The sequence below is a fragment of the Anabaena sp. AL09 genome, from assembly GCF_001672255.1.
Classification (GTDB): domain Bacteria; phylum Cyanobacteriota; class Cyanobacteriia; order Cyanobacteriales; family Nostocaceae; genus Dolichospermum; species Dolichospermum lemmermannii.
Genome location: NZ_LJOQ01000054.1, coordinates 32550 through 46776 on the forward strand (window position 1 = coordinate 32550; position 14227 = coordinate 46776).

The window sequence follows — 14227 nt, forward strand, 5'->3', positions numbered from 1 at the left end:
AGTTCTGGTTCATTAATTGCCCAGAAGTTAAAAAATGTGAATAAATTTATGTTTAGTTTAAATAAACAACAGGATTAATCAAGATCTAATTATATTTTAAATTTTGTCCGACTACTTACCAAGGTCTAGAAAAGTATGAATGTTCAAGAACTTTTAGCTAGATACGCGACAGGAGAAAGAAGCTTTAACTGTATTGCATTACCAGGAGCAAATTTGCAAGGAGTCAATTTGGGTGGGGTAGACTTCGGTAGAGCAGATTTAAGAGGAGCAAATCTGACAGCAGCTTCTTTGAGTGGAGCTAATTTGAGTAAAGCGAATCTTCAAGGAGCAATATTAGCAAGAGCGCATTTATCCGAAGTTATTCTCTGTGGTGCTGATTTAACTCAAGCTACATTAACAACTGCTCATTTAAATGAATCAGACCTCAGTGGTGCATTGTTGAGTGGTGCTAATTTATGTGATGCTAATTTACACATGGCATCAATTTCCGCCGCAAACTTACAAGGTGCAAATCTCAGTGGTGCAAAAATGGGAGGTGTGAGAATGTGGAAAGCAGATTTACAAGGCGCAGATTTAAGTGGTGCTGATTTAAGCGAGGCTAATTTGTGCGAAGTGAATTTGACAGGAGCTAATTTAGATGATACAGATATGAGTGAAACTTTCTTAACTGGGGCGATTATGCCTGATGGTAGCATTCATACTTGATTTTTTCGCCTGGAAGCGTGGGAAAACTAGGTTCAATGCGGGTGAGATAAGCTTTTTCGATTTGGACAAGGTATTGATTAGATGCAGATTTAATCACTATATAAACTGTTGTAATCTATGCTTTTATATTTTGAGTATAGTAATCAGCCATATATTTATTCTTCACTTTGCGACACGGAAGGAGTCAGTGGTCAGAGGGAATTGACAATTGATACCAATTACCAATTGACAATTACCAATCCTAGTTCTAAATACCCAGTCGTTGATAAACTTGTTCTAAATGCTTGAGATGATGTTGTGGATCAAAACAGGTTTCTATCTCTGCGGGTGACAAGTTTTGAGTGACGCGAGGATCTTTGCTGATTAAATCACGGAAGTTGCCTTCTGGTTTATTCCAAGCAGTGTGGGCGCTTTCTTGGACTATGGAGTATGCTTCTTCGCGGTTAAGTCCTTTGTCTATTAAGGTTAGTAATACCCTTTGACTAAAGACTACTCCCCCATAACAGTTGAGATTTCGGGCCATGTTATCAGGATAAACCAACAAGTTATTTACCAAGTTGGTGATTTCATGCAGCATGAAATGAGTCAGAATACAAGCATCTGGTAAAATTACTCGTTCTACAGAACTGTGGGAAATATCCCGTTCGTGCCACAAAGCGACGTTTTCTAATACTGCCCCTGCATGACTTCTCACCAGTCGCGCCATCCCTGTTAACCGTTCTGAACGGATGGGATTACGCTTGTGAGGCATAGCACTAGAGCCTTTTTGCCCTTTAGCGAAAAATTCTTCAACTTCTAAAACGTCTGTTTTTTGCAAGTTGCGAATTTCTACAGCAAAGCGTTCTATGGATGCAGCGAGTAATGCTAACTGTTGCACAAAGTCTGCATGAATATCGCGGGAAATTACCTGAGTGGAAGCAGTATCGGGTTTAAGTCCGAGTTTTGCACAGGCGATCGCTTCTACACGCGGTTCAATGTTCGCGTAAGTTCCTACCGCACCGGATATTTTGCCAACAGCGATGGTTTTTTTGAGAATTTGCAGCCGTTCTTGGTGTCGCAATACTTCCGCTAACCAACCAGCTAACTTAAAGCCAAAGGTAATCGGTTCAGCATGAATACCATGCGATCGCCCAATCATTAACGTATGCCGATGTGTTGTGGCTTTCTTGCGAATGGCATCAATTACATCTTCTAGGCGTTTTAACAACAAATCCAGACTAGCAACTAATTGTAGTGATAAAGCAGTATCCAAGACATCAGAACTAGTTAAACCTAAGTGAATATAGCGTCCTGCATCACCTACATATTCATTAACATTTGTCAAAAAAGCAATGACATCATGATGGACTTCTGCCTCAATTTCTAACACCCGCTGCGGGTCAAAATTCGCCTTAGCCTTAATTTCTTCTACTGCTGCTGCTGGAATATAACCCAGTTCTGCCTGTGCTTCGCAAACCGCGATCTCTACATCTAGCCAGGTTTTCAGCTTATAGGTTTCACTCCACAAATTGCCCATTTCGGGCAGGGTATAACGCTCAATCACATTCACAGCATCTAATACAACTGTCATATTTTACATTGAAAATTACCCATAATGCTTATCCCCACCAGATAACCGTCATATTGCAATTGAAAATTACCCCAATTCCCAATTAAACTGAGAAAATTAAGCCTAAAAAAAGTAACATTTGCCGGAGTCTTAGCAATAATGCCAGAGACACGAACCAATATTAACTTGAGGTTAAGGACAAAAAAATGCTGGCTATGGATAGTATTCAGAATGTGGATCAGCTAAATCTCAAATTAGAATCAACTTTACAGGAATTACCAGTTTGGACAATTCAAATTGAAATAGATCATCCAGGTAATGAATTAGCAATGCTTTTTGAAGAAGATCCTTTGCTGCCAGGGATTATCTTGACTAAAGACAAAAAATATGTAGGCATGATTTCTCGACGGCTATTTTTTGAACAAATGAGTCGTCCCTATGGTTTAGGACTATTTGCCGGTCGCCCTGTCGAATATCTTTATAATTTTTTACAACCTAAAACATTTATCTATGCAGAGGATACCCCAATTGTCGAAGCAACTCAAATAGCTTTAGGGCGATCGCACAAACAGGTATATGAACCACTGGTGATTACAGATCAATCTTATCAATATGGATTGCTAGATTTTCATCAGTTACTTTTAGCCAATTCCCAAATTCATGTTTTAACATTAAATCGCCTGCAAAAAGAAACAGAAAAAGCCAGAATAGCTAAGGCTGACTTTCGTGATCTTCAGCATAACTATAGCCGATTATTACAAAACGACAAAATGATTGCCTTGGGACAATTAGTAGCTGGGATTGCCCATGAAATCAATAATCCCATGAATTTTATTTATGGCAACCTCAATTATGCTGTCGAATATGTTCAAGATATACTCTACATCCTGGAAAATTATAAACAAGAATTATCCTATGCTGACGCAATATCTGAAGCTAAAGAGAAGGGAATTGAAATAGAATTTATTCTGGAAGACTTACCAAAATTACTATCTTCCATGAAAGTTGGTGCTACAAGAGTAAATGAAATTGTCTTATCTTTACGTAATTTTTCCCGATTAGATCAAGCAGAAATTAAATTTGTTGATATCCATGAAGGTATAGAGAATACATTAATAATTCTCAAACATAGTTTAAAAGCTAGACCTGAGCGGGTAGAAATTGAATTAATTAAAGAATATGACAAATTACCATTAATAAAGTGCTATGCAGGGCAACTGAATCAGGTATTTATGAATATTCTTGTCAATGCTATTGATGCTCTTTCTGAAAGTGATAATTTAATTCTAAAAACCCGTAAAAATTTGCAAATTCGGATTCGGACAGAAATAACTAATGATCATTATGTTATTGTTCGCATTGCCGATAATGGTTCAGGCATTTCAGAAGAAGTCCAAAAACGATTATTTGACCCATTTTTTACTACCAAAGCTGTAGGCAAAGGAACAGGATTAGGATTATCAATTAGCTACCAAATCGTAGTTGAAAAACATGGTGGTGAACTTTATTGTATATCTACTCCCGGAGAAGGTTCTGAGTTTATTATCAAAATCCCAGTTGTCTCGAATCACTCAGACGAAATACAGCAAACTTCAAAGTTTATGGATGAATTTGACTCAAAATAAACCGCAACCGATCATAATCATCTTTGAGTAACATACTCAGATGTCTTCCAGCTTTAATCAACCATTCTCGGTCAGTTTTTCGTAACTGATATATTCCCCGAATAGCGGCTGCGGCCAAAGAATCTACAGGCGCACCACTAATGAAAAGTAATGTTCGTAAAAAATCTAGTTCTTCTGTAAACTGAATAATTTCTTCTGCTTGACAATGATTAACAGCTTGGTGAATTTGTGGCGGACGAGGTGGCAAATATTGATACATTTTGCTGTTATTACTATTTAGAGATTTTTCTTTAAATCCCACAATCGCTGCTCGAAATTCAGTTTTGAGCATGGAAAATATTTGGGGTTGTTCCTCACGCAAAGCTTCTAAAGATAATCCTAGTGCAACTGCCCGATGTACAGAATCAATAGGCATCGTTGTGGCATGATAAACTACGGCATAAACTTGATTACCTGATTCTTCATCTACAGCACAAACCCAACTTCCAAAAGGTGGCATTGGTGGAAAACTCAAGTCTTCTGGTTCTAAACATTGAGCCAAAAATTCTGTAGTTGTGGTTTCAATTACCTCTGCAAAGTGATGGGAATGGCGATTGTCAATAGCAAACTGTGGTAAAGGTAGACGCATAAGCAATTAAAAATTATCAATTAAAAATTAAAAATGAATAAACATATTTTCTGAAGGTGCGATTAGTCAATAGTCTTAGTGAAAAACTAATAACCACTGACTAATAACTAAATTACTATTTCCCTTTTTTCTGGATTGTAGTTTCCACGGGTTCTAATTCTGTAAGACGGAAAGTAATTATTTTATCCCAATTACCACCTTCAAACAGTACAGCTACTTTACCATCACTAACTCGTTGGACAAGTCCTTCTGACCGATAATATGTATCAGCAGGATTTTTGACGCGAACAGTTGCTCCAGGTAGGATCATCATATTTACCCTTATTGGTTTCTTATTTCTAGCTTAATTGGTAATTGGTAATTGGTGATTGGTAATTCTATTCTTTCTCCTGCTTCTTGAACTCCTGACTCGGTGACTCCTCTTTAATAATACTTTTGGCGTTGACGATAATTAGCTACAGATTCTACTATACCGATGGCAATAAAGTTAGTCAGCATCGCCGAACGTCCATAACTCATCCAAGGTAAGGGAATTCCCGCCACAGGTGCTAAACCAACTGTCATACCAACATTCACAATTAGTTGAAACACAATCATAGACAAAACACCAATAGCTAAAAGTGAACCAAAGTTATCTTTGGCGGTTTGAGCTACATGAAGTAAACGGAAGCAAATTAAGCAAAAGACCGATAGTAAAACTAAACAACCCACAAGACCAAATTCTTCAGCAACAGCCGAGAAAATAAAATCTGTGTGCTGTTCCGGAACAAAATTCAGTTGAGTCATGGGACCTTTAAACAAACCCCAGCCCCAAACTTCACCAGCGCCAATAGCAATGCGAGATTGAATCAGGTGATAACCAGCGCCAAGAGGATCATGCTCAGGGTTGATAAATACACTAAGCCGGTTTTTTTGATACTCTTTTAATACATGATTCCAGGCAAAAAGGCCTAATTCGCCACCGAGCATATTTAGACAGAACGAAGCAATAGCAGCAATACCAAACCGCTTCCAAGGCAGACTAAACCAACCAACTAGCGCCATCACTACTGCCCATACTAAACCTAATATGCTTAATGATATGTCTTTAGATAACATTATGGGCGTTGATAATGGCCAAGATATACTAAATAATATTGCTGCTATGACTGGAGAAACCATGAGTATTAACCAGCCGGGGTTGGCATTTGCCCAGTACAACATTCCTAAAAATATTGCCCCAAATACCAGCGATGTTGCCAAGTCTGGTTGTAAAAATACCAATGCCCAAGGTACAACCGTAATTGCCAAGACACGGAAAACACTCTCTAGAGTAGAAGCAGTTCGCCTATGTAACAAAGCTGCTAAGGTAATAATTAATCCTAATTTGGCAAATTCTGAGGGTTGAACATTAAAACCCGCAATACTAATCCAACGCTGTGCGCCTTTGGCACTAGTACCAGCGAGCATGACAGCGATTAAACTAAAGTTGGTCAGCCCATAGATAAACCAATGCCACTCCATGAGGGTTTCATAGCGGCAACGAGCTAAAAATAAGGCGATTATTGTCCCAATAGCGGCTGTCAACCAGTGCCACCACCAGTCAGTTACAGGTTGCTTCAGTTCTGTACTCAGAATCATTAGCCCCCCGAACATACTAACAGCAACGGGGAGAAAAAATAGTAGCCCATCTATTTGTTGCCAGGGCTGAAGCCAAGATTGCCAACGCATTTTAGGGAACGAAGGTTTTAATAACATTGTGTGAGGAGGATGTTGGGCAGAAGGCAGGGGGCAGAGGGAGTAGGGGGAGTAGGGGGAGTAGGGGGAGTTAGGGGGAGTAGGGGAAGTAGGGGGAGTAGGGGAAGTAGGGGAAGTAGAGGAAGTAGAGGAAGTAGGGGAAAATTTTCTTTCTTCTTCCTTCTTCCTTCTTCCTTCTTCCTTCTTCCTTCTTCTAAACTCCTGACTCCTGACTCCTGACTCCTGACTCCTGATCTTATGTCAAAGCATTAACTGATACTTTACCTGCTACAGTGAGAGCGATCGCTGTTAGGGCTTTGGCTGCGGCTGAGTTGGGTTCACCAATTACTATCGGCACACCAGTATCACCGCCAATCCGGGTAGAAATTTCTAATGGTACACATCCTAACAGAGGAACTCCCAATTCTGCGGCTGTTTTGGAACCACCACCAGAACCAAAAATGTCATATTGCTTATCTGGTTGATCTGGGGGAATAAAATAGCTCATATTTTCCACAATTCCCAAAACTGGGACATTTAACTGCTGGAACATCCGCAACCCCTTTCGGGAGTCCAACAAAGCTACAGTTTGTGGTGTGGTAACAATGACTACTCCTGCCATTGGGACAGCTTGGGTTAAAGTTAATTGAGCATCTCCAGTCCCAGGGGGCATATCCACAATTAAATAGTCCAGTTCTCCCCATTCGACTTGATAGAGAAACTGACGAATCACACCATTCAGCATGGGACCGCGCCAAATTACTGGCTGATCTCGATCAATCAAAAAGCCCATTGAAACCAGCTTGACACCATGATTAAAAGCCGGTTCGAGGATGTCTCCTGCTTCTGTAGAACGGACATTAATTTCGGAATCACTCAAACCCAACATTGTGGGATCATTTGGTCCATAAATATCTGCATCTAATAAACCTACCTTTGCCCCAGTTTGCGCTAAAGCCACGGCAATATTTACAGCCACTGTACTTTTACCAACGCCACCTTTACCGCTAGAAACAGCAATAATATTTTTCACCCCAGGTACGCCATTCCGGTCTGGTAAGCTTTTTTGCTGGGGTGTTTCCGCTGTTACTTCTATAATTACATCTGTGACATCAGGCAGCTTTTTAACAGCTTTTTTACAGTCTTCAACAATAAATTCCCGTAAAGGACAAGCGGGAGTGGTTAACACCAAAGTGAAACTAACCTTGCCACCGTCAATCTTGACGTTGCGAATCATATTCAGTTCTACCAGACTTTTGCGAAGTTCTGGATCTTCTACTGGTCGCAATACTTCCAGGACTGCGTGGGAATCTAGGACATCATACATAATGTGTTTACCGTTGCCGCTTACTATATAGCTTAAAAAATTTTCATTGACAGATACTAGAATCTTAACTTTATTGGGGCAGTTGGTGATTAGTCATTGGTCATTGCTAAAAGCTTGACAATCCTTAAAAATCAAAGCAGCTATCATGTAGAGATTTTTTATGGGATTGACTTGTTTGACAAAAATCTGGGGAGGAATTGGCTGCTACCAGCCATATCTAAAGTTTTTGGATTTTCCATAAATAGCTAGATAGCCAATTTGTCACAATATGAGCAACTATTGGTAATAACAAGTTGCCACTTAATAAGGCACTATAACCAAGGATTATACCAATAATAGTTGCCCAAATTACATAAGGCCATTGTTGGGGACCGCTAAGGTGCAAAACTCCAAAACAAAGACTTGATACGATCACAGCGGTATGATCTCCACCTAAAGCGGGTAGCATGACACCCCGAAATAATAATTCTTCACTTAAACCGGGAAGTAATCCTAACCAGATTAAATCTGGTAAAGCTAGAGGTTTGAGAACCATTTCTAGATAATAATCAGCGCTTTTGCGATAGGGAGGGGAAAGGCGATAAGCTAAACCACTTAATATGGTAATAATTACACCTAAACTAATTCCTAATAATAAATCTTGTTCGCGCCAGTGCCATTTAAAAAGGATGATATCGCCCCAACGTAACCATAATTTAGCAACTATCCAGAGAATAATTGCGGTTACACCCATTGCTACTAAGACTTGGGTGCGTGTTAAGTAGGGGATTTCTGGTTCTTGATTTTTTTGTTCAATCACAGGATTTTAGAAAAATAATTGGTAATTGGTAATTGGTGGTTAGTAATTGTTAATTGTTAATTGTTAATGAGGAAGGATTGATACCTGCTTTGTGAGCGACTAATACGCCTACTGCTTCCAAATATGAGTTTACCTGTAAGGTTGGAATTTTTAACATAGAAGCAGGAACTTGGATCAAAGTTTTATTTTCTGCGACTGTAATTATTTGACATTGTTTATGACTTAAACTCAATAAAGCACTATTTCCACAAGCGGTGGCGGGAATAATTAAAGCATCAACTTGATTTACCCAGATATCAGTGGACAAAGAATTGTGATTTTTTGTATTAATGATAAATTGCGGGGCGTTACTCAAACCAACTAAAACACAAGGTAAGAAAGTATAGCCTAGTTCTTCAGCCGCTGCACGAGGGGATAAATTAGGGGACGCAGGGGCGGGAGAAAGGGCGGGAGCATGGGCGCAAGGAATTTTAAAGGTACGAACTAATAAATGACTAATGACGGCTTCTGCACCGGCTAGAGGGTCTACTCCTTGACCTTGACGATAGTTTTGGACTGCGGTTTCGTCCATATCTTCCGGGAACCGGGCAACAACTGCGATCGCTTCGGCTTTTTCTGCTATAATTAATTTCTCGGCAGCCCGTAATAAACTATCAGGATTCCCAATTGTTCCCCAACTTGCACCTGATGAAGAAGTTCGTAATTCTACGTTTAGCGGTGCGTCAGTAATCACATGATTTGTAATATTTAATCCCAAGGTTGCTCTGGCTGCGTCGGCTACCTGCAAGTGTCGCAGCATTAATTCCGGTTCAATACCCTGGTCTAAAAGTAACCCGACTCTGTTACTACGGACAGGACGTAAACCCCATTCTCCAGCCGCAAATTTATCTAAACCATATCCTTCGACATAGAAAGCGTTGGGAATATTCCAGTATAAACTTGCACCGTTCATGACATTGGGGTGAGTAATCAAGCGATCGCAGACCTGTGATATAACTCTAGCTACTGGTAAGGCATCACCAGCATAACCGCCAATCGCTGCCCCAATGCCGGTGGGTATAATTAAAATTACGGTGTATGGTTTTTGAATGGGTATCACAGGTTTTTGTTTCGCGCAAAGACGCTAAGGAGCAAAGACGCAAAGAAGAAATTTAAGCGGTAACTACTGCTTCTACTGTTGCGGTTTGTTGTTCTTCGTCAATAGCAGTAATAGCCCAACGCAGGGGTTCACCTTGTTTTTGTAATTCCGCTGTAATGGCTTTTTCCAATTCTGTGGGGGTTTCTTGCAATTCGATTTCGGCGGTAATAAAGTGAGTTGTCATGATTCTAAATCCTTTGTATTTGTGATTTTGAGAATACAGGAACTGGTTGGTATTTGATAATTATGATCTACCCTTTCCCAAATTGTGCTTGATAAACGATGTCTTCTTTTTCTGTTTCAATTTTTAAATCAGAAAGAGGTTTAGCAACACAAAGTAGTGCATAGCCTTGTTTTTGCAAGTCTGGACTTACACCCATACCATCTGCTTGCTCTACAGTTCCTTCTGTAACCAAAGCCGCACAAGTTGTACAAACACCAGCGCCGCAAGAAGTTGGTAGGTCTAAACCAGTAGCTGAGGCGGCGTTGAGAATAGTTTCATCTTCAGGAATTTGCAGAGTATATGTTGTACCTTGGTGGTTAATTTCTACGGTGTAAGTTTTGGACATATATAGCAGCAATTTTTGACAACAGACAAATATCTTATTCTACTTGATCATATATAGCAATCTTGTCTGATCTGGGAAAGTTTATCTTTTTTAATCAGATTTGCTAACTTTTTAGAGGATACTTTGCCATTAACCAGTTTATTTCTATCCGTATATGTGTATATTATATTATAATTAATTAGTAGCTCTTGGATAAAAATAGGTTAATTGACAGATGACTGATAAACGCGAACTTTCAGAACAGGATAAGTAAGTTGGCGTTAAACAATCAATATATGTAACTAAATGTAAATCCACAACAAATACCTTATGAATAGGTTATTTCAGGGTTTTTACAAAACTAAATGTATATTGATTTTATCATGCCGACTTACTTATTTGTACAAAATATATTTTACTTCACTCTCTCAATAAAAAGAGTGAAAATGTCAGAATCAGGATTTATGATTGTTGTTGGGTTGATAAAATTTGGGAATTTTTTCTATCATCCTGTAAATCCTTAAATCTTGTAAATCATGATTCTGACAAATTAATCCTATTGAAAACGATAATTGCGATAGCCACGTTCACCAGAAGCATCTCTTATGGATAAACCCGTAGGAATAGCATTACCTTGAGGATCTACTTTTACCCTCACTAAAATTGGTTGTTGTCTACCATTTCTGTTTTCCTGAACTTGTGAAATATCTTCATTAATCTGTTGTCTTTGTTCTTCAGGAATGAAATAGTTTTCCAAACCATAATTAATTAAACCGTCTTGATAATTACCTTTTAAAGCTACCTGATTATTAGATAAATCAACAGGACGATTACTACTTACTCGGATAGGTTTCCAAGATTGGAGTTCATTCCTATCAAAAGATTGTCGTTCTTGCAAAATTAGATATAAGGTACTTCCTTGGGAAATTTGTCTACCTCTGCGGGAATTTCTTCGCAACCAATTATTCCAACCTGGTAATCTTCTCAAAGTTTCGGGACGAGAAATATTATAATCCAAGTTTAATGAAGAACCTCGGACAACATCATTAGGATTTATAGCTACAGTTTGCAAAATTACCGTCTTACCAGTCATGTCTATATACATGGCTTGAGAAGGTACAGCCAAAATTAAACCTATTTGAACCAATAAAGGGGCAATTAATCGCCAAATCGGTAAAGGTTTATTAGCCTTCTGTTCTGTAGCAATAAGATAATCCCGAAAAGTTAACTTTTCAGAAAATTGCATTTCTGGGGTTGAGGTTTTTTTTGATTCAGGGAAGTCATTTTTCATGGGATTAATTTAGTAATTGGTAATAGATAATCGGAAAAAATACTTTTCCCATTACTGCTAATTTTTAGATAGGAATTTATTTGCAGAGATTTATATAGCAAGAATTCAGGAGTCACCGAGTCAGGAGAAAGAAAGTAAGAGTCAAAATCTAATCTTGTGCGAGTAATGTAGCAATATCCGGAAAAATATCCCCTATTAATTTGTTTTAACTGCTGAATTATTCTTGATGAATATGTCTTCATTCTGATTGAAAATTATCCCATTAATCACTCCTGTTATCACGTCTGCTGTCACCTCTATTATCGCTATTGTCTCCTCTACTACTTCTATAATCACTCCAATCACTCCCACTATTGCTTCTTTTGTCACCTCTATTATCGTTATTGCCTCCACTACTACTTCTATAATCACTCCCACTATTGCTTCTTTTGTCACCTCTATTATCGTTATTGCCTCCACTACTACTTCTATAATCACTCCCACTATTGCTTCTTTTATTCCCGCTATTCCCGCTATTTCCACTACCACCGCTATTTCCACTATTCCCACTATTCCCACTATTCCCGCTATTACCGCTACCACCGCTATTCCCGCTATTCCCACTATTCCCACTATTCCCGCTATTCCCGCTACCACCACTATTACTAGTTTTAGAAGTAGTAAAACGACTTTCAAACCAAAGTCCGGCTGCAATGAGAGAATAACCGCAAATACCAAATACTAAAGCCCGGAAAAGAACCTCAGTATTATATTCTAAAACCCGGCTGATAATTTGCAAGGTAAATAATAACATACCACACCAAAAGGCGGTTCTTTTGCGTAACTTTAAACCTTCTTGAACTAATCCCCAGGCTAATATTGCCAACAAAATATTGAAGATAAAAATGCCTAGTTCAGTAATTCTGGTGATAGCTTGATGCCAAAAGGGAGTAATCAGAATGAAACCCAAAAAAGTAGTAATAATGCCAATTCTGAAAAATACTTCCCGACGAAGTGGACTGTTGCTTTGACGAATTAGAAACAACCATTGCAACACTGCCAAACCGCTGAGAATTCCTAAATCAATAATGGGTAAAGATGGCAATACATTCGATAAATTACTAGTTTGATCGAAGGGATTTAAAAATGATAAACTGCTACTAGAGTCTACAGATTCCCATTGAGAACGAAAAGACAAAAGATAAAAAACTACCCCAAAACAAATCAAGCCTAAATTACGTGCCAGGGGTTGAAACAATCTATAATTAACTGTGGGAAAAAGTAAATCGTCATAACTCCAAAGTAAGGCAGGTGGTAAAGCCAACGCAAAGGAAGCTATCCAAGAAACTAGATCAGAAAATGTTAAGAGTGGTAAAGGTCTGAGGTTATATTGCAAAGATATAATAAATGCCACAACTCCCATGCCAAAAATCCACCGGGATCTGCAAATATAAGCTAAGGGAACAAACAGTAACCATGATAGTAAGGGCATATGGCGCACAGCTAACCGCGCCCAAGTCACTTCCCCAGATTCAGATCCTAAATTACCAATTCCTATCCAATAACCGATTTGAATGAGGACAATGGCCATAATTCCCAAGGAATTGAGGGAAAGACTATAAGCCATGACTAACACTCCAAACCCCCAAGCTAAAAATAACTCAGAAGCTGAACCGCTAATATTGAATATTTGCCCCATTAACATGAGGGTTGCCCCTAAAATAAAAGCACTGAGAATTAACAATGCTTCTCCGAGTACCCGTTTACCCTCTTGAGATTTTTTACCCTGATTTGTGGTAAGTGTAGGTTCTCTCCAAGTCAAAAATCCAGTAATGGCTGTGGAGAGAAATAAACTCATTAACAAGATAAACTTAACATCCCGTGACCAACCCTGCCAATTTGCGCCCACAAGGGTCATTAAACCTAAGCCTAATAGTAAACCGCCAATGACAATGGCAATGATACCAAAACTATCACGGGTAGATTCTTCTATCTTATTAAATTGATGCCGCTTGGCTATTTGGTCATACTGGGAAGAATTAATAATTCCTTCGTCTCGCCAACGTTGTGATTCTTGGCGGAGTTTTTGCTGAAAATTGTTAAATATCATGACCTCTCCGGTACATAAGTGGAATACCAAATCTAAAATCTTAATTTGGTATGAGTTTGACAAGCATTAAAACAAGGTTAGCTTCTAGCCAAAAGCCAGAAGCCATACCGGACGAACTTTGCAAACGCCATTTGAATATCGGTCAATGTCTTTTTAGTATGCAGCCAAATATATTGATTGCATTGTTCTCATGTAACAGTTTCTCTTCTGATTTAATTTGGTAGAAATTAATATGCAAAAACCTTCTAATTTATTGCTTAAAGTTACGCGACAGTTATTTGCAAATGTAGATGAACAAACAAAGTTTATTGATGCTTTAGTTCATCCTCAACCTTTTGCACCTTGTATTCTGTGGTGTCAAGATAAACCCGATATTTCGCCTTTTAATGTGCAAACACCAACACATTGGCAACCGCATTTTGTAGATAGGTTATCTTTGGGAGAAAAACCAGGTAAGCATTCTCTTCATGAACAAGGACATTTTTATTGTTTAGATTTTTCTTCGGTATTTTCTGCTTCGGTTTTGTTGGCAATTCCCGAATCAATATCTGTGGTTTTTGATATGTGTGCTGCCCCTGGTGGTAAAAGTGTGTTTGCTTGGAGGGCTTTAAAACCTGATTTATTAATTACTAATGAGGTGATTGGTAAGCGGTTGGGAATGCTAATTTCTAATTTAAAACGTTGCCGAATTAAACCAATTGGGGTAGTAAATAGAGATTCGAGTATTTTTGCAGAATTATTGCCAGCTTCGAGTAATTTGGTGATAGTTGATGCCCCTTGTACTGGTCAATCTTTACTAGCTAAAAATGAGA

Annotated in this window: 12 protein-coding genes and 2 pseudogenes; 3 read left to right on the top strand and 11 right to left on the bottom strand. The window is 38.7% G+C overall.

The window, feature by feature from the left end:
- Positions 1 to 135: 135 nt before the first annotated feature.
- On the top strand, positions 136 to 705 hold the full coding sequence (locus tag AN490_RS10745) for a pentapeptide repeat-containing protein (protein WP_300002905.1): 570 nt from the start codon (positions 136 to 138) through the stop codon (positions 703 to 705).
- 247 nt (positions 706 to 952) lie between these two features.
- On the opposite strand, the gene purB is transcribed toward AN490_RS10745, so the two are convergent.
- On the bottom strand, positions 953 to 2248 hold the full coding sequence (gene purB, locus AN490_RS10750; protein ID WP_300002934.1) for an adenylosuccinate lyase: 1296 nt from the start codon (positions 2246 to 2248) through the stop codon (positions 953 to 955).
- 212 nt (positions 2249 to 2460) lie between these two features.
- On the opposite strand from purB, the gene AN490_RS10755 reads away from it, so the two are divergent.
- Positions 2461 to 3879 (top strand): ATP-binding protein, encoded by a 1419-nt coding sequence (locus AN490_RS10755; RefSeq protein ID WP_300002908.1) that lies wholly within the window; start codon positions 2461 to 2463, stop codon positions 3877 to 3879.
- Here the strand turns inward: AN490_RS10755 and AN490_RS10760 are convergent.
- The 10 genes and pseudogenes from AN490_RS10760 to AN490_RS10805 form a co-directional block, all read right to left on the bottom strand.
- Positions 3854 to 4507, bottom strand: a complete 654-nt coding sequence (locus AN490_RS10760; protein WP_168632052.1) for a hypothetical protein — start codon at positions 4505 to 4507, stop codon at positions 3854 to 3856. The two genes, AN490_RS10755 and AN490_RS10760, sit on opposite strands and share 26 nt — an antisense overlap.
- A gap of 115 nt (positions 4508 to 4622) precedes the next feature.
- On the bottom strand, positions 4623 to 4817 hold the full coding sequence (locus AN490_RS10765; protein ID WP_015081180.1) for an NAD(P)H dehydrogenase subunit NdhS: 195 nt from the start codon (positions 4815 to 4817) through the stop codon (positions 4623 to 4625).
- Between the two features lie 113 nt (positions 4818 to 4930).
- The gene (gene rodA / locus AN490_RS10770; protein ID WP_300002913.1) at positions 4931 to 6244 is read right to left on the bottom strand and encodes a rod shape-determining protein RodA; all 1314 of its coding nucleotides are present in this window, start codon (positions 6242 to 6244) and stop codon (positions 4931 to 4933) included.
- 235 nt (positions 6245 to 6479) lie between these two features.
- Positions 6480 to 7550, bottom strand: coding sequence for an Mrp/NBP35 family ATP-binding protein (locus AN490_RS10775; protein WP_015081182.1), 1071 nt, complete (start codon positions 7548 to 7550; stop codon positions 6480 to 6482).
- 217 nt (positions 7551 to 7767) lie between these two features.
- Positions 7768 to 8349 (bottom strand): CPBP family intramembrane glutamic endopeptidase, encoded by a 582-nt coding sequence (locus tag AN490_RS10780; protein WP_148762703.1) that lies wholly within the window; start codon positions 8347 to 8349, stop codon positions 7768 to 7770.
- Between the two features lie 49 nt (positions 8350 to 8398).
- Positions 8399 to 9439, bottom strand: a complete 1041-nt coding sequence (locus AN490_RS10785; protein ID WP_148766904.1) for a DUF3326 domain-containing protein — start codon at positions 9437 to 9439, stop codon at positions 8399 to 8401.
- A 61-nt stretch (positions 9440 to 9500) separates the two neighbouring features.
- Positions 9501 to 9671, bottom strand: coding sequence for a hypothetical protein (locus AN490_RS10790; RefSeq protein WP_168652525.1), 171 nt, complete (start codon positions 9669 to 9671; stop codon positions 9501 to 9503).
- Positions 9672 to 9738: 67 nt separating this feature from the next.
- Positions 9739 to 10056: a 2Fe-2S iron-sulfur cluster-binding protein gene (locus AN490_RS10795; protein ID WP_300002921.1), complete on the bottom strand. Its 318-nt coding sequence runs from the start codon at positions 10054 to 10056 to the stop codon at positions 9739 to 9741.
- Between the two features lie 535 nt (positions 10057 to 10591).
- Entirely contained in the window at positions 10592 to 11326 is a 735-nt protein-coding gene (locus AN490_RS10800) for a GDYXXLXY domain-containing protein (RefSeq protein WP_300002924.1), read from the bottom strand.
- Between the two features lie 652 nt (positions 11327 to 11978).
- Positions 11979 to 13415 (bottom strand): annotated as a pseudogene (locus tag AN490_RS10805) (DUF2157 domain-containing protein); the annotation flags it as partial.
- 232 nt (positions 13416 to 13647) lie between these two features.
- On the opposite strand from AN490_RS10805, the pseudogene AN490_RS10810 reads away from it, so the two are divergent.
- Positions 13648 to 14227, top strand: a pseudogene (locus AN490_RS10810) (RsmB/NOP family class I SAM-dependent RNA methyltransferase); the annotation flags it as partial.